At 60.4% G+C, this 15,665-nt stretch carries 14 protein-coding genes; 7 read left to right on the top strand and 7 right to left on the bottom strand.

Features of this window, described 5'->3' with window-relative positions:
- The first annotated feature begins 198 nt into the window (after positions 1-198).
- The 4 genes from AC1RN6_RS22870 to AC1RN6_RS22855 all read left to right on the top strand — a co-directional run bounded on the left by AC1RN6_RS22870 (position 199) and on the right by AC1RN6_RS22855 (position 3,214).
- Positions 199-1,263, top strand: coding sequence for an alpha/beta hydrolase (locus tag AC1RN6_RS22870; RefSeq protein ID WP_493007766.1), 1,065 nt, complete (start codon positions 199-201; stop codon positions 1,261-1,263).
- Between the two features lie 30 nt (positions 1,264-1,293).
- Positions 1,294-2,343: a DMT family transporter gene (locus AC1RN6_RS22865; protein WP_493007765.1), complete on the top strand. Its 1,050-nt coding sequence runs from the start codon at positions 1,294-1,296 to the stop codon at positions 2,341-2,343.
- A gap of 22 nt (positions 2,344-2,365) precedes the next feature.
- Positions 2,366-2,818 carry a GNAT family N-acetyltransferase gene (locus tag AC1RN6_RS22860; protein ID WP_493007764.1) on the top strand — a complete coding sequence of 151 codons (453 nt, stop codon included), beginning with the start codon at positions 2,366-2,368 and terminating at the stop codon, positions 2,816-2,818.
- A 93-nt stretch (positions 2,819-2,911) separates the two neighbouring features.
- Positions 2,912-3,214: a YciI-like protein gene (locus tag AC1RN6_RS22855; RefSeq protein WP_493007763.1), complete on the top strand. Its 303-nt coding sequence runs from the start codon at positions 2,912-2,914 to the stop codon at positions 3,212-3,214.
- 105 nt (positions 3,215-3,319) lie between these two features.
- Here AC1RN6_RS22855 and AC1RN6_RS22850 read toward each other — a convergent pair whose 3' ends face one another.
- Positions 3,320-4,282, bottom strand: coding sequence for a Dyp-type peroxidase (locus AC1RN6_RS22850; RefSeq protein WP_493007762.1), 963 nt, complete (start codon positions 4,280-4,282; stop codon positions 3,320-3,322).
- 291 nt (positions 4,283-4,573) lie between these two features.
- Here AC1RN6_RS22850 and rarD point away from each other — a divergent pair, with 291 nt between their 5' ends.
- Together rarD and AC1RN6_RS22840 are read left to right on the top strand one after the other, a co-directional pair.
- Positions 4,574-5,464 carry an EamA family transporter RarD gene (gene rarD, locus AC1RN6_RS22845; RefSeq protein WP_493007761.1) on the top strand — a complete coding sequence of 297 codons (891 nt, stop codon included), beginning with the start codon at positions 4,574-4,576 and terminating at the stop codon, positions 5,462-5,464.
- A gap of 169 nt (positions 5,465-5,633) precedes the next feature.
- Positions 5,634-6,188, top strand: a complete 555-nt coding sequence (locus AC1RN6_RS22840; RefSeq protein ID WP_493007759.1) for a type 1 glutamine amidotransferase domain-containing protein — start codon at positions 5,634-5,636, stop codon at positions 6,186-6,188.
- A gap of 89 nt (positions 6,189-6,277) precedes the next feature.
- Here AC1RN6_RS22840 and AC1RN6_RS22835 read toward each other — a convergent pair whose 3' ends face one another.
- Together AC1RN6_RS22835 and pepN are read right to left on the bottom strand one after the other, a co-directional pair.
- Positions 6,278-7,282: a class 1 fructose-bisphosphatase gene (locus AC1RN6_RS22835; RefSeq protein WP_493007758.1), complete on the bottom strand. Its 1,005-nt coding sequence runs from the start codon at positions 7,280-7,282 to the stop codon at positions 6,278-6,280.
- Between the two features lie 48 nt (positions 7,283-7,330).
- Positions 7,331-10,027 carry an aminopeptidase N gene (gene pepN / locus AC1RN6_RS22830; RefSeq protein WP_493007757.1) on the bottom strand — a complete coding sequence of 899 codons (2,697 nt, stop codon included), beginning with the start codon at positions 10,025-10,027 and terminating at the stop codon, positions 7,331-7,333.
- Positions 10,028-10,200: 173 nt separating this feature from the next.
- Between pepN and AC1RN6_RS22825 the strand changes: the two genes are divergently transcribed.
- The gene (locus tag AC1RN6_RS22825; RefSeq protein WP_493007755.1) at positions 10,201-10,875 is read left to right on the top strand and encodes a DUF4136 domain-containing protein; all 675 of its coding nucleotides are present in this window, start codon (positions 10,201-10,203) and stop codon (positions 10,873-10,875) included.
- A 106-nt stretch (positions 10,876-10,981) separates the two neighbouring features.
- Here AC1RN6_RS22825 and AC1RN6_RS22820 read toward each other — a convergent pair whose 3' ends face one another.
- The 4 genes from AC1RN6_RS22820 to AC1RN6_RS22805 are packed head-to-tail and all read right to left on the bottom strand — an operon-like array spanning position 10,982 to position 15,658.
- A complete protein-coding gene (locus AC1RN6_RS22820) occupies positions 10,982-11,143 on the bottom strand; it encodes a hypothetical protein (RefSeq protein ID WP_493007841.1) in 162 nt (53 codons plus the stop codon).
- Between the two features lie 9 nt (positions 11,144-11,152).
- Positions 11,153-12,127 (bottom strand): quinone oxidoreductase family protein, encoded by a 975-nt coding sequence (locus AC1RN6_RS22815; RefSeq protein WP_493007754.1) that lies wholly within the window; start codon positions 12,125-12,127, stop codon positions 11,153-11,155.
- 35 nt (positions 12,128-12,162) lie between these two features.
- The gene (locus AC1RN6_RS22810; protein ID WP_493007753.1) at positions 12,163-13,080 is read right to left on the bottom strand and encodes a DMT family transporter; all 918 of its coding nucleotides are present in this window, start codon (positions 13,078-13,080) and stop codon (positions 12,163-12,165) included.
- A gap of 55 nt (positions 13,081-13,135) precedes the next feature.
- Positions 13,136-15,658, bottom strand: coding sequence for a DEAD/DEAH box helicase (locus AC1RN6_RS22805; protein WP_493007752.1), 2,523 nt, complete (start codon positions 15,656-15,658; stop codon positions 13,136-13,138).
- Positions 15,659-15,665 lie beyond the last annotated feature (7 nt).

Genomic DNA, 15,665 nt, shown 5'->3' with positions numbered 1-15,665 from the left:
AACCGAGGAAATGGGCAGGTAAACAGGCTGTTTACGCCGGATGCAGAGCCGACGGACACCCTGAGAAAGTTCAGCAGAATGTCAGCATCGCAGCGAAACGGAATGCGACAATGCGCGTCTTGCCTCATTGCCACACGCTTGCATATTTGCCGTGCATCTGCTGCGTATTTGCTGCATATGTCGAAGAAAGGAAAGTCCATGCCGCCCGTCCGCAGGCTGATACCGGGAATAATTTTCTGTGTAGCGTTATGTCATTCCGCCCGCGCGGCGGAGATCGATGTCGTCAACAGTCCGGTGCCAGTCGTGCTGCAAGACCGTTTTCATGTACAGACGGCAAGCGGTGCAGGCGACATACCGATACGCGTCTCGCGCGACTGGGAGTTTGCGCAAACGGATATCACACGCGCCGTCATCATCATCCACGGCTGGCCGCGACGCGACATTGATGCCGACAAGGATCTGCAGCAGCGTGCCGGCGATCTCGCCGCCCATACGCTCTTCGTCACGCCGCAATTTCTGACTGCAACCGATGTGACCGCACATCATCTGCCCGCCGCAATGTTGCAGTGGCAGGAAAGCGGATGGCTGCAAGGCTACGATGCCAAATCACCAACCCCGGTCAGTACCTTCAGCGTGATGGATGCGATCTTCGCGCGGCTGGCCGACCGCAAGCTATTTCCCAATCTGAACGACGTCGTGCTCGCCGGTCATTCCGCCGGCGGCCAGTTCGTGCAACGCTATGCAGTTGCCGGCCGCGCCGTGCAGGACCTCGCCGCTATGGGTATCCACGTGCGCTATGTCGTCGCCAACCCTGCCTCTTATCTGTACTTCGACGACAAGCGGCCGCAAGCGGATGGCAGTTTTACGGATGCGCGCGCAAACTGCCCGAGCGTGAGCACCTGGAACAATGGATTGGCAAACAAGCTGCCTGGCTATCTGCAACAGCCGGTGTCCTCCGCCGCATTGGAAAAAGACTATCTGCAGCGCGATGTCGTGTATCTGCTCGGCACCGCCGACAACGATCCCAACGCCGATGCGCTCGGCATGTCCTGCGCGTACAAGAGCCAGGGCGCAACACGCCTGGAGCGCGGACATGCCTACTTCCGGCATATCGCTGCAGCCGCTGAAGCCGCCCGCTTGCCGCAACGCCATCGCCTGCTGGAAGTACCGGGCGTTGCGCATCGCACCTTTGCCATGTATCACTCGGCTTGTGGCTTGGCAGCGCTGTTCGACAAGCCCGGCTGCAATGAGGGACTAAAATAGATCGTCACTCAATCGCCCCACAAGACCATCATGAGCAAACTGAAGAACATCGTCTCGTCCGGCCCGCAGGCAGCCTTGCTGGCGGCATTGCTGTTCGGCGCAGCCACACCGCTGGCCGGCATGCTGTTGACGAATAATTCGCCCTGGATGATCGCCGCCCTGCTCTATCTCGGCTCCGGTCTTGGATTGACAATCTACCGCCAGCTAAGCGGCGCCCGGCAAGCCGTGCCGGAGCGCACTGAACTACTGTGGTTCGCCGGCGCCATTGCCTGCGGCGGCGTCCTCGCGCCTGTGCTCCTGATGATCGGTCTGACGGGCATGCCTGCATCCTCGGCATCCTTGCTGCTCAATGCAGAAGGCGTTTTCACCGCACTACTGGCATGGTTCGCCTTCAAAGAAAATGTCGACCGCCGCATCATGCTCGGCATGCTCGCCATCGTCGTCGGCGCCGTCATCCTGAGCTGGCCTGCGCAGACCGGGCCGGTCACGCTATGGCCGATGCTCGCCGTGCTCGGCGCCTGCCTGGCATGGGGACTCGACAACAATCTCACGCGCAAGGTCTCGCTGAACGACGCCACCTGGATCGCGTCCGTCAAAGGCCTGGCCGCCGGTGGCACGAACCTGGTGCTGGCCTTGTTATCCGGCGCACATTTTCCGGAGGCGCCCGTGATCGGCGCCACCCTGCTGGTCGGTTTTCTGGCTTACGGCGTCAGCCTTGCCCTGTTCGTCGCCGCGCTGCGCCATCTTGGTACGGCGCGCACCGGCGCTTACTTCTCCGTCGCGCCTTTCTTCGGCGCCGGTCTCGCCCTGCTCACCGGAGAACAACTGACACCGCCACTCGTTATTGCCGGCCTCTTCATGGCCTGGGGCATCTGGCTGCATCTTTCGGAACGGCACGCCCATACGCATCACCATGAAGAAATGGAACACGATCATGAACATACCCATGATGAACACCATCTGCACGACCACGACGTCGCGGTCGCACCCGGCACCACGCATCGTCATCGGCATCAGCACGCCGGGCTGACGCACTCGCACGCGCATTACCCGGATGCGCATCATCGGCATCAGCATTGACGATCCGAAAGTTACTGAAATCATGAGTCAACACGACGGCACCATCAGCTTCGCCCCGGCCACATCGTCCGATCTCGATGAACTGGTTCTGATCCGCATCGCCGCCATGCGCGAAAGCCTGGAACGCGTCGGCCGGTTCGACCCGGTGAGGGCGCGTGAGCGGTTTGAGTCGGGATTTTCGCCGCGGCATACGCGCTACATCCTGTCGAATGGCCTGCGCGTCGGATTTGTCGTGATGAAACAGAACGACGGGCATCTGTTGCTGGATCACCTGTATCTGCATCCTGACCATCAGGGCAAAGGTATCGGCAGCGCGGTGCTGGTTCAGCTCGTCGCTGAAGCGGATGCGGCCATGCAGCCTGTCCGCGTCGGCGCACTGAAACAAAGCGAGGCCAACCGCTTTTATCAGCAGCATGGTTTTGTACAGATTGATGAAGGCGAATGGGACATCTACTACGAGCGGCCCGCGCAATGACTTGTATTTGCAACTGCCCGCTGCGGCGTACAATTCGCTGATCCGATGATTTGTTCTTATCGCGCATTCCAGCGCAACTGAAGAGAGGCCGCCATGCACTACGTTCTTTTTTACCGCTTCGTCAAAGACAGCAAAACCGTCAAACTGCCGTTCCGCAACGACCATCTCAAGTTCGCGTGGGAAGCCGCCGAACGCGGTGAGCTGATCCTCGGCGGCGCGCTCAGCGATCCGGAAGATGAGGCGATGTTGCTGTTCACCGGTAACTCGCCCGAGGTTGCTGAAAACTTCGCCAACAAGGATCCCTATGTGCTTAATGGCGTTGTCACGCAATGGCAAGTGCGCTTGTGGACGACGGTGGTCGGAGAAAGCGCCGGTACGATCGTCCGGCCGAGCTGACCTATGCCCGCCGGCGCCAGCCCTCATGTCAGTATGCTACGGCGGCACCGGCGGCCATGAGAGAATCATTGCCGCCGACAATAGCGGCAATTGCAGAGACCGGGTCTAGTCAATATCGGTCGGCGAGATACCCATTTTCAGCAATGCATCCAGACTTGGCACGAAATACACCGCAGACGACAAGGCGGTGGAAAAATTCAGCAGCTTGTCGGTCTTCGAAACGCCATCGTCGCCGACCCCGTACATCTGTCTGAGCATTCCCATCGTGACGGTGATGTCATTGCAAAAGCCGACAAACATGATTCCCGCTTCTTTCGCGTTCCCATAATTGGCATTCCTGCGGACAATATCTATTTCCTCACCGTTCCTCCGGAATTGATTTCTTCCGACATGAGAATCTTCCGGCAAAGGCGATAGCTGGTGACTTCCAGCTTTGGTTCTACCCCATACGTTCTCGGCCTCGTGTACGGAAAGGCCCCTCAGTTTCTCGACGTCCATTCTCCATTTCTGGATCAGCACAGTTGATCCGCCCTCGCCTCTTTCACTATCAGGAATGATGGCAACACTATTGGCGCGAAACAGATTGGGATTGGCAACCCCATCGGCGAATCCGTCGAACGTCACATTGTTGTGATAGGGAAAACAGACCTGCTCGCTGACGACATCGGCAAAAGGATGCAGCATCGCTACTGCTTTGCTCATGCTGTCATAAAGTGTTGCGGCGTTTGACTGCGTGATCCAGATCCAGAGGTCGCATTGCGTAGCGGGTGCGATCATGCCGCCGGCACTGACGATGTCTTGACGGAAAGATTCCAGATTACCGGGTGTTCCTTCCGGATCGACCTCGCGCCAGAGTTCAGGCTTAAATCCCAGGACCACATTCGCGGTGCCGCCCGTCCTTTGATGATGCTCATTGAGCGTCGGATCGGTAATGCCGGTTATTTCAGGCTCCCAGAGTTTTCCGAGCGTCGCGAAAAGTTGTTGAATATCGACATTCGCTTTCAATGAAAACTGCAAATGCACTTCGTCGCGAGCGACTACGGAGAGCATCGTTTGTGGAGTAGCCATTTTATCTTCCCTCTTTTCTATTCTTTATTTTTCTGTTGATGCAGGATCGGATTTTACGTGGAGAACTCAGGCGATGTCGAAGCTAATTTCCGCCATCTGACGTCAGCGCGAATAAAATCCTAGCGAGATCCCAGCGAGATCCCAGCGAAAATTTCACTCTGGCAAAAATGGCGTCTGCCGCCATCCTCATGCTTTCTCGACATAACCCTCGGCGCCATTCTCCGACTAAGCTACAATCGCGCTCGCACCATGTTGGTGCCGCTGTATGAATCCCCTTAGCTCACTTTCTGCATGAACCATCCTGAAACGGCGCGCGGCATCGCCCTGTCCGTCATCGCGTCGACGCTGTTCGCCCTGCTCTCCGCCTATACCAGCTGGCTGACGCCGCTCAATGGCCTCGACATCTTTGCCTGGCGTATCGTATGGACGCTGCCGCTGGCGTTCGCGCTGATCGGCTGGCGCAAGCATGGCGTGCAGTTGCGTGATGCCGTTCTTGCATTGCTGCACAATCCTTTGCAAGCGCTGTTGTTTGTGGCAATGACTGCGATGCTGGGTGTGCAGTTGTGGCTGTTCTTGTGGGCGCCGTTGAATGGACGTGCGCTGGATGTGTCGCTGGGGTATTTTTTGCTGCCCCTGGCGATGGTGCTGATCGGGCGCTTCTATTACGGTGAACGTCTGGATGTATGGCAGCGCATTGCGGTGGCGTGTGCGATTGCGGGCGTGTTGCATGAGCTGTGGATGACGCGGGCGTTTTCGTGGCCGACGGTGCTGGTGGCGCTGGGGTATCCGCCTTACTTCATGTTGCGGCGACGCCTGAAGCTGGATTCGATGGTGATCTTCACGATGGAGGTTGCGCTGCTGACGCCGGTCGCGCTGTATACACTGGCGATCAGTCCGAATCTGTCGGCGGTGTGGCAGCGGCCAGACATGTATCTGATGCTGCTGCCGGGACTGGGTCTGCTGAGTACGGCAGCGCTGGATTGCTTTTTGCGCGCGAGCCGTTTGCTGCCGATGGGCCTGTTCGGAATTCTCGGTTATGTCGAGCCGGTGTTGCTGGTGGTGGTGGCGATCATCCTGCTGGATGAGACGCTCACGTCGGCGCAGTTGTGGACGTATATCCCGATCTGGATGTCGGTCGGCTTCACGGCAATTCATAGCGTGCGATTAATGCAGCGGCGCTGATCTGTTTCCCCGTCGCCGGTCTTCTGACGCCGCCTTCAGCGCTACGCTGATAGGCGGCGTTATTGTTTGGGCGCAGGATGATTGTTCTGCCGGCGCGGCGGCATGTTCACATGCACGCGTCGGCCATCGCTCACCGGAAGCTCACGCTTCCTTTTATGGAGAAATCATCATGGCCAATCCATCTTCATCCACTCATTCAACACGCGTCGCCATCCTCGCCACCGACGGCTTTGAACAAGCCGAATTGCTGGAACCGAAAAAGGCGCTGGAAGCAGCCGGCCTGCAGGTCGACGTGATCTCTGCCAAAAGCGGCACGCTGCAGGGTTTCAAGCACGTCGATAAAGGCGAGCAGGTGAAGGTCGACAAGACTTTTGCACAGGCGCATCAGGAGGACTACGCGGCCGTCGTCCTGCCGGGCGGTGTGGTCAACGGCGACGCCATGCGGCTGGTGCCGGAGGCAGTGAAGTTTGTTCAGCAAGCGAATGAGGCGCACAAGCCGATTGCTGCGATCTGCCATGGCGGCTGGCTGCTGATTTCCGCGGGACTGGCGAAGAATCGTACAGTCACCAGTTGGCCGAGCTTGCAGGATGACTTCAAGAACGCTGGCGGCAAGTGGGTTGATCGCGAAGTGGTGCAGGACGACAACTTCATCACATCGCGCAAGCCGGATGATATTCCTGCGTTCAACAAGACGCTACTGGCGGCGCTGAAGAAAGCGGCGTAACGCCTTATCTGCTGCTGCATGAAAAAAGGGACTTGCATCGCAAGTCCCTTGTCGTTTCAGCATCGGCGAAACACCAGCCGCTTGCGCGCTTACTCTTTGTGATAACCGGTCACGCGCTCGACTTCATTCTTCGAACCGAGGAACACCGCGACGCGCTGGTGCAGCTTCTCAGGCTGGATGTCGAGGATGCGCTGATCGCCATTGGTCGCAGCGCCGCCGGCCTGCTCGACGATGAAAGCCATCGGGTTGGCTTCGTACATCAGGCGCAGCTTGCCTGGCTTGTCCGGTTCACGCGCATCGGCCGGGTACATGAAAACGCCGCCGCGGTTGAGGATGCGATGCACGTCGGCGACCATGGAGGCGATCCAGCGCATGTTGAAATCCTTGCCGCGCGGACCGGTGGAGCCGGCCAGCATTTCGTCGACATAGCGCTTGACTGGCGGATACCAGTGACGCGCGTTGGAGGCGTTGATGGCGAATTCCTTGGTGTCGGCAGGGATCTGCATGTCGCGCTGGGTGAGCACCCAGGCGCCCATTTCGCGGTCCAGCGTGAAACAGTGCACGCCGTCGCCGGTGGTCAGCACCAGCACGGTTTGCGGACCGTAGACGGCGTAGCCGGCGGCGACTTGCTTGGTGCCGGGTTGCAGGAAGTCTTGTTCCGACGGCGTGGTCATGCCGTCCGGCGCCTTCAGTACGGAGAAGATGGTGCCGATGGAAACGTTGACGTCGATGTTGCTGGAGCCATCCAGCGGATCGAACATCAGCAGGTATTCGCCTTTTGGATAACGATTGGGAATCGGGTGGATGGTTTCCATTTCTTCCGACGCCATGCCGGCCAGGTGGCCGCCCCATTCGTTGGCTTCGAGCAGGATTTCGTTGGAGATGACGTCCAGTTTCTTCTGCACTTCGCCCTGCACGTTTTCACTGCCGGCGGTGCCCAGCACCTCACCCAGCGCGCCCTTGCCGACGGCATGGCTGATGCTCTTGCAGGCGCGGCCGACGACTTCGATCAGGAGGCGCAGTTCGGATGGGATCTTGTTGTGCAGGCGTTGCTGCTCAATCAGATGTTGGGTCAGGCTGATGCGTTTGGTCATGATGCTCTCTCTTAAAAATCAAATCTGTGGTGCGTTCGCTGCGCGGTTTCAATTGGACAGCGACTTGGTGATCACTTCGGCGACATCGCGCGACAGGTTCGGCGTATCGGCCACCTGACGCAGCGCGGCGCGCATTCTTTCCTGCAGCGCCGGCGAATACTTGCGCCAGCGGTCCATGCTGCGCGCCAGACGGGCCGCGACTTGCGGGTTGCTGCCGTTGAGCGCGATGACTTGCTCCGCCCAGAAGGTGTAGCCGCTGCCGTCGAGCGCGTGGAATGCCGATGGATTGCCGTTGCAGAAACTGAAAATCAGGCTGCGTGCGCGGTTCGGATTTTTCAACGTAAAGGCCGGATGCTGCGCCAGCGCGCGGACCATTTCGACATCCGCAGTGCGCGCGGTGGCTTGCAGCGTGAACCACTTGTCGATAACCAGCGCCTCTTGCTCGAACTCGGTGTAGAAGGCTTCCAGCGCTTTACCCTTGCCTTCGGCGCGGCTGTTGGTCAGTGCCGCCAGTGCAGCCAGGCGGTCGGTCATGTTGTTGGCGTCGTCGCATTGCTGTTGCGCCAGCGTGTGCGCTTGCTCGTCGTCGAGTTCGGCCAGATAGGACAGTACGACATTCTTCAATGCGCGCTTGCCGGAAGCGGTCGCGTCGGGGCTGTAAGCGCCCTTGTTCTGGTTCGCTTTGTAAGCCGCCAGCAGATCGGCGCGCAAGTCTTTGGCCAGCGTGCGGCGCAGGAACTGGCGCGCGGCGTGGATGGCTTGCGGATCGATGACTTCCATCTGCTCGGCGATCATGGTTTCCGACGGCAGGGTCAGCACCAGTTCGCGGAAAGCCGGGTCGAGCGAGTTGTCGTTGAGCGTGGCGCGCAGCGCATTGGTCAGTGCGTCGTCCTGCTGCAGATTGCCAAGCACGGATTCGACCGACACCACGTGACCGGACTGGCGCGCAGCCTGCACGGCGATGGTCAGGTTGAGCAGACGGCGTGTCGCCAGACGCTGGCCGGCTTCCCAGCGATTGAAGGCATCGCTGTCATGCGCCATCAGGAAGGCCAGCTCGGCGTCGCTGTATTCGTATTCCAGCACCACCGGCGCGGAGAAACCGCGCAGGATCGACGGCACCGGTTTCTCGTCGACGCCGGTGAATTTGAAGGTCTGTCTGGCTTGCGTCAGCTCCAGCACGCGCGTGGTCTGCGCTGACTTGGCCGCCTTGTCGCCGGACAAACTCAATGCCATATCCTTGCCCTTGCTGTCGAGCAGGCCGACGGCGACGGGAATGTGGAACGGCAGCTTTTTCTTTTGTCCTGGCGTGGACGGGCAGGATTGTTCCAGCGTCAGTTCCAGCGTCCTGGCCTTGGCGTCATAACGCACCGAAGCGGCGACGCGCGGCGTGCCGGACTGGCTGTACCAGCGCTCGAATTGCTTGAGGTCGCGCTTGTTGGCATCGGCCATGGCGGCGCGAAAATCGTCGCAGGTCACTGCCTGGCCGTCGTGACGCTTGAAGTACAGGTCCATGCCCTTGCGGAAGCCGTCACGGCCGAGCAGGGTCTGGTACATGCGGACGACTTCGGCGCCTTTTTCGTAGACGGTGACGGTATAGAAATTGTTGATCTCGACGAAGGAGTCGGGACGCACCGGATGCGCCATCGGGCCGGCATCCTCCGGGAACTGCGCCTGGCGCAGCACGCGCACGTCGTCGATGCGCTTGACCGCGCGGCCGCTGTCGCTGCCGATCATGTCGGCGGAAAATTCCTGGTCGCGGAACACGGTCAGGCCTTCCTTCAACGACAGCTGGAACCAGTCGCGGCAGGTGACGCGGTTGCCGGTCCAGTTGTGGAAATATTCATGGCCGACGACGGCTTCGATGTTGGCGTAATCGACATCGGTAGCGATGCGTGGATTGGCCAGCACGAACTTGGTGTTGAAAATGTTGAGGCCCTTGTTTTCCATCGCGCCCATGTTGAAGTCGCCGACGGCAACGATCATGAAGCGGTCCAGATCCAGTTCCAGGCCGAAGCGCTCCTCATCCCAGCGGATGCTGTTCTTGAGCGAATCCATGGCGTGCTGGGTCTTGTCGAGGTTGCCCTCTTCCACCCACACTTGCAGCAGCACTTCGCGGCCGGATTGCAGCTTGTAGTTTTCTTCCTGGCAGACCAGCTTGCCGGCCACCAGTGCGAACAGGTAGGACGGCTTCTTGAACGGGTCTTCCCATTTGGCGTAATGACGGCCGTCCGGCAGATTGCCTTCTTCGATCAGGTTGCCGTTGGACAGCAGCACCGGGTACTTCTTCTTGTCGGCGCGCAGCATGACGGTGTACTTGCCCATGACGTCGGGACGATCGGGGAAGTAAGTAATCTTGCGGAAACCTTCGGCCTCGCACTGGGTGAAAAAATTGCCGTTGGACACATACAAACCCATCAGCGAAGTATTGCGCTGCGGATTGGTGGTGGTTTCGATGTCCAGCGTGACCTTGGCCGGTGCGCCGGGAATGCGCAGGATGCCGCCCTGCACGCGATAGTCGCGCGCGGTCAACGTCTTGCCGTTCAGGCGCAGCTGGATCAGTTCCAGTTCTTCGCCGTAGAGTTCGATATCCTTGCCGGCTGCGGCAGGATTGCGCTGCATGGTGATGCGGGTCGCAACGCGGGTCAGTTCAGGCTCAAGATCGAAGCCCATTTCGACAGTGTCGACAAAATAGGCCGGAGCAGCGTAATCTTTGCGGTAAATCGTCGGAGGCGTTTCTGTGCGCATGGAGGATATCCCGTGAAATGGATGCAGAGGTGCAGAGTGCAATAGGAACAAAACACGATTTTACCAATCAACCGTATGAATCGGCAGAAAACGGCGAGAATACCAGCCTGCAGATTTCACCGAGGCCGTTTTACCTCACCCAATACTCTTGCCAGAACCACCGGAGACTCACCATGAAACGCTTGCTTGGAGTCCTTTTCCTTGCCGGCAGCGCCCTGCTCACAGGATGCGCCACCACTATCACCAGCGACGTCACGGCCTTCCACGCCTGGCCGGCCGACCTGAAGGACAAATCCTTCGTCTTCGCGCCCGCCAGGGAACAGGAAGGCAGCCTCGAATACCGTAACTACGAGCAACTGATTCGCGCTGAATTACTGCGTCTGGGCTTTATCGACGCCTCCCCGGCCAATGCTGCTGCGCTGAAGGTGTCTTTTGCCTACGGCATGCAGTCCGGCACGATTGTCGTGACGCAGCCGATGTATGACCCCTTCTGGTACGGCCCCGGCTATCCGGGCTGGCGCGGACGCGGGTTCGGACCGTGGGGGCCGGGACCGTTCTACGATCCTTTCTGGGGTCCTCCGATGCAGACCACCGCCTTCCCCGTATTTCAGCGGCGCCTGCATGTGACCATTGCGCGCGCAGCCGGAGATCAGAAGTTGTACGAAGTGACGGTTGACAGCGAGGGTCGCGAGGCGACTTTGCCGATGGCGATGCCATATATGGTGCGCAGCGCATTTTCGGAATTCCCTGGTCCCAGCGGCGTATCGCGTCACGTGGTGCTGAAGCTGGACAAGGCACCGCCGCCTATAGCTCTCCCGGCTGCGGCACCCGCCAAACCCGTCCAGTAATGTCCGTTTAAGCTTTATCCGAAGAAACTGACGTCAGCAACAAAAATCCCGGTCTTGCCACTTGAGCAAGACCGGGATTTTTTTACATCCGGCGCCTGACGAACGATCAGGAATACAACGCTTCGCTGCCGAAAGTGATCGCCACAATCACCAGCACCGCCAGGATCAGCACGATCAGCAGACGCCCGAACTTGGGCGAGCCGTCGGTGCCTGACGGCTGCTCGTCGGGGTGATTCATCGGGCTCTTGCCCGGATCGGAGTTAGTCAAGACCGGTCCTCAGGGAATCAGGATGGTGGAACCGGTGGTCTTGCGGCCTTCCAGATCAGCATGCGCCTGGCCGACGTCTTTCAGCGCATAGCGCTGGTTGATGTCGATGTTGACCTTTTTAGCTTCGACCATGGCGAACAGATCGCCGGCCGTGGCGTTGAGCGCCTCGCGCGTGGCGACATAATTGCCCAGCGAAGGACGCGTCAGGAACAGCGAACCGCGCGACGCCAGTTCGCTCACGCCGAACGGCGATACCGGACCGGAGGCGCTGCCGAAGCTGACCATCATGCCACGCGGCGACAGGCAGTCGAGCGAACCGAGGAAGGTATCCTTGCCGATCGAGTCGTACACCACCGGCACGCCTTTGCCGCCAGTGAGTTCTTTGACGCGTTCGACGAAGTTCTCGGTCTTGTAGTTGATCACGTGCGTGCAACCTGCAGCGGTCGCCAGCGCGGCCTTTTCGTCGGTGCTGACGGTGCCGATCACGGTCACACCCAGCGCCTTGGCCCATTGGCAGGCGATCAGACCGATACCGCCTGCAGCGGCGTGCAGCAGGATGGTCTCGCCGCCCTTGAGCGGATAAGTCTGGCGCAGCAGGTATTGCACGGTCATGCCTTGCAGCATCATGGCCGCAGCGGTGTCGAAGCTGATCGAATCCGGCAGCTTGACCAGGATATCGGCAGGCATCACGCGCGCTTCAGCGTAGGCGCCATTGGGACGGCCGGCATAAGCAACACGGTCGCCGACCTTGAAGTCGGACACGCCGGCGCCGACGGCCTCGATGGTGCCCGCACCTTCCTGGCCGAGACCGCTCGGCAGCGGCTGCGGATACAGGCCGATGCGGAAGTAGACATCGATAAAATTCAGGCCGACGGCGGCGTGGCGGATACGGACTTCGCCGGGGCCGGGATCGCCGACTTCAACGTCGACGTATTCCATGACTTCCGGTCCGCCGGTCTTGAACATTCTGATTGCTTTTGTCATTTCGGTCTCCTGAATGGCGATTGAAGAAAACTTGCTTAAGTCTTTTTGCGCGACAACAAATAAATTCCGGACAGCACCAGCGCCGTACCCACCAACTGAATCGCCGTAATCGGCTCGTCCAGCAGCATAGCGCCGAGGAACAGCGTCGACACCGGTCCGACCAGCCCCGCCTGCGCAGCGCTCGGCGCACCGATGCGCGCCACGGCGATCATGGTCAGGAACACCGGCAGCACGGTGCAAAACACGGCGTTGAATGCAGACAACTGATACACCTCGACCGGCTGCACCAGCGCAGACGTCGGACGCAAGATGAAGAACTGCACGATACACGCCACCGACGACACGCACATGGCGTACGCCACCAGGCGCATCGCGCCGACCCGGCGCACCAGCTCGCCCGAGAAGATCAGATAGAGCGCATACGAAATCGCCGCGCCCAGCACCAGCACGCTGCCCAGCACCACGTTGCTGCCGCCGGTATTGATGTCATGTTGCAGCACAAGCGCCGTGCCGAGGTAGGACACCAGCAGCGCGGCCCACTCCACCAGACCGACCTTGCGCTTGTAAAACGTGAAGGAGATCAGCAGCACGAACGACGGCGTGAGGAACAGAATCAGCCGCTCCAGCCCGGCCGAAATATATTGCAAGCCGAGGAAATCGAGGAAGCTCGACAGGTAGTAGCCGATCAGGCCGAGAAAGACGATCTTCGCATAATCGCGTCCGGCCAGCGGCGGCGAATGACGCGCCTGCCAGACCGCCACGACGGCGAACATCGGAAAAGAAAACATCATGCGCAAGCTGATCACCATGACCGCATCGACGTGATAGCGGTACATCAGCTTGGCGACGATCGCCTTGGCAGAGAAGAAAATGGCGCCGACGACGGCGAGCAGCAAACCGCCGAGATAAGCCTGGCGTTTGGAAATGTTGGGGGAAAGTGTGGCGGAAGACATCGCATGATTGTAAACGCTCCCGGCCCGGAGCGCCGAAGTGCCCTCGCCTTCGGGTTCAGATGGCCCGAAGCGATGCGCTCAGCGGCGCCATCAGCGCATTGAGTTCGGCGGCGTCGAATTTGGGCGCGAGTTCCGCGTCGCTGCCCAGCACGCCTTCAGTCAGTACCGATTTGCGTTCTTGCAACTCCATGATGCGCTCTTCGATGCTGCCTTCGATGATGAGCTTGTAGACCAGCACGGTCTGGTCCTGGCCGATGCGATGCGCGCGGGCGATGGCCTGTTCTTCCACGGCCGGATTCCACCATGGATCGACGAGGATGACGGTGTCGGCCGCCGTCAGATTGAGGCCGATGCCGCCGGCCTTGAGGCTGATCAGCAGAATCGGCACGCCCTTGCTCTGAAACTTCGCCACCACCTCGCCGCGTTGCGCCGGCGGCGTCTTGCCGGTCAGCGACAGCCAGTCGAGCTGCAAGGCGTCGAGTTCGGTTTCGATCAGCTCCAGCATCTCGGTGAACTGCGAAAACACCAGCACCCGACGGCCTTCCGCCACCAGCGACGGCAGCATGTCGCGCAGCAGTTCTATCTTGGCGCGTTCGATGTTTTTGGGTGCGCTTTTTCTTGCCCCTTCCCCTTTCAGCAGCCATGGATCGCAGCATACCTGGCGCAGCTTGAGCAGGGCATCCATGATCGTCACGTGCGATCCGGTGAAGCCCTTGCGCTCCAGCGCGCGGCGCACTTGCTTGTCGGCGGCGACCCGTACGCTTTCGTAGAGATCGCGCTGTGCGCCCGCCAGGCGAAGCAATTTGACGGCAACCGTCTTTTCGGGCAATTCCGTGGCGACATTTTCCTTGCGGCGGCGCAGGATGAAGGGGCGCACGCGCTGCGCCAGCAATTGCGCGCGCAGGGTTTCGCCGTTCTCTTCAATCGGTTTGCGCCACAGCCGTGCAAATGTGGTGGCGTCGCCGAGGAATCCCGGCATGAGGAAATTGAATTGCGTCCACAACTCGCCGAGATGGTTTTCCATCGGTGTGCCGGTCATGCAGATGCGATGCCGCGCGCGCAGACGGCGCACCGCGCTGGCGGCACGTGCCGACGCATTTTTGACGGTCTGCGCTTCGTCGAGGATCAGCAGATGGAATTGTTGCCGCGCCAGCATGTCGAGGTCGCGCCACACCAGCGGATAGGTGGTGAGCACGAGGTCGTAACCAGCCATGCGCGCGAAATCTTCTTCACGCTCCGGCCCCTGCAGCGCCAGCACGCGCAGCCCCGGCGCCATGCGCTTGGCTTCGGCTTGCCAGTTGAAGACCAGCGATGTCGGCAGCACCACCAGCGCCGGACAATCGAGCCGGCCCGACTGCTGTTCGATCAGGATGTGCGCCAGCATCTGCGCCGTCTTGCCCAGCCCCATGTCGTCGGCCAGGATGCCGGCCAGATTGTGTTCGCGCAGGTATTGCAGCCACGCGACGCCATGCAGTTGATAAGGCCGCAGCGTGACGCCGAGTCCTTGCGGCGCGGTAATCGGCGGCGGCTCGCCGGCGGCGCGCAGGCGTTGCGCCAGCGCGCGCAGGCCGGCGTCGCTTTCCATGGTCAGCACGCCGCTGTGCGCGGCGTCGCTGTCGCCCAGGCGCAGGCACATGTCTTCCAGACGGCCGGCGTCCCATGCGGAAATACGCAATGCGCCTTCCTTGCGGCGCGGATCGGTCAGCAGATCGAGCATGGCCGAGACGATCACCTTGAGCGGCGCTGCCAGCGCATCGACGCGCTTGCCGCCCGGTGCGCGCAATGAGATGACGGAGATATCGTCGATGGCGGCGATCTTTTGCACGTCGGTCCAGCGCGCATCGCGGCGCAACAGGTCGGCCAGCATCGGCGCCAGGTCGAAGGACTGGCCTTCGATTTCGATACCCATCGTCAACAGCCACCATGCTGCGCGGCCGGGACCAACTTCACCGAAATCGCCGATGACTTTGTGGCGTCCCTGCTGCAGCCGGCTGGCGACTTCCTTGCCGACTACGGCGCCGGATTCGGGACTGACGATCAGCCGCCAGGCGTCGACCGGAACGCTTTCATGCGCGAAGCCGGGACGCACGACGATGGCCCAGCCCTGCTCCTGCAATTGCGGGACCTGATCGGCCCAGAAATCGCCGAAGCTGTTTTCCAGCAGGAGCGACCATAAGGGATCGTGCAAGGTCGCCATGTCGTCAGCGCGCCATTGCAAGGCGTCGGCAGGCAGCGGCAGCAATCCCGCCGCCTGAATCGCTTCGAGCGCATCGGCCTCAGCGTGCAGGTTGCGGCGCATGACGACCTGCCGCCCTTTCGCATCGAACAAGGTTTGCGTGGCGGCGGCACTCTGGTCCATGAGGCTGGTTTGCGCGGAAGTTTCCCAGCGCAGATGCTCGCCCGCAGAATAAGTCCAGTCGACCTGCGCCACGGTGACGTTGCCGCCACGCGGCCCGAACAGTCCGCCCGGACGCAAGCCGAACACGCCGTCGCCGCGCGTAAGCGTGTGCAGCGTCAGACGCGGGCGAAAACGACCCAGCACTTCAGAGCGTGAGGAATGGTCCTCGGGAACTGCCATGGACTGA

The sequence above is a fragment of the Herbaspirillum sp. GW822-FHT03A08 genome (assembly GCF_058801885.1).
Note: the sequence above shows the minus strand (reverse complement) of the source record. Positions and strands in the feature narration are given on the sequence as shown.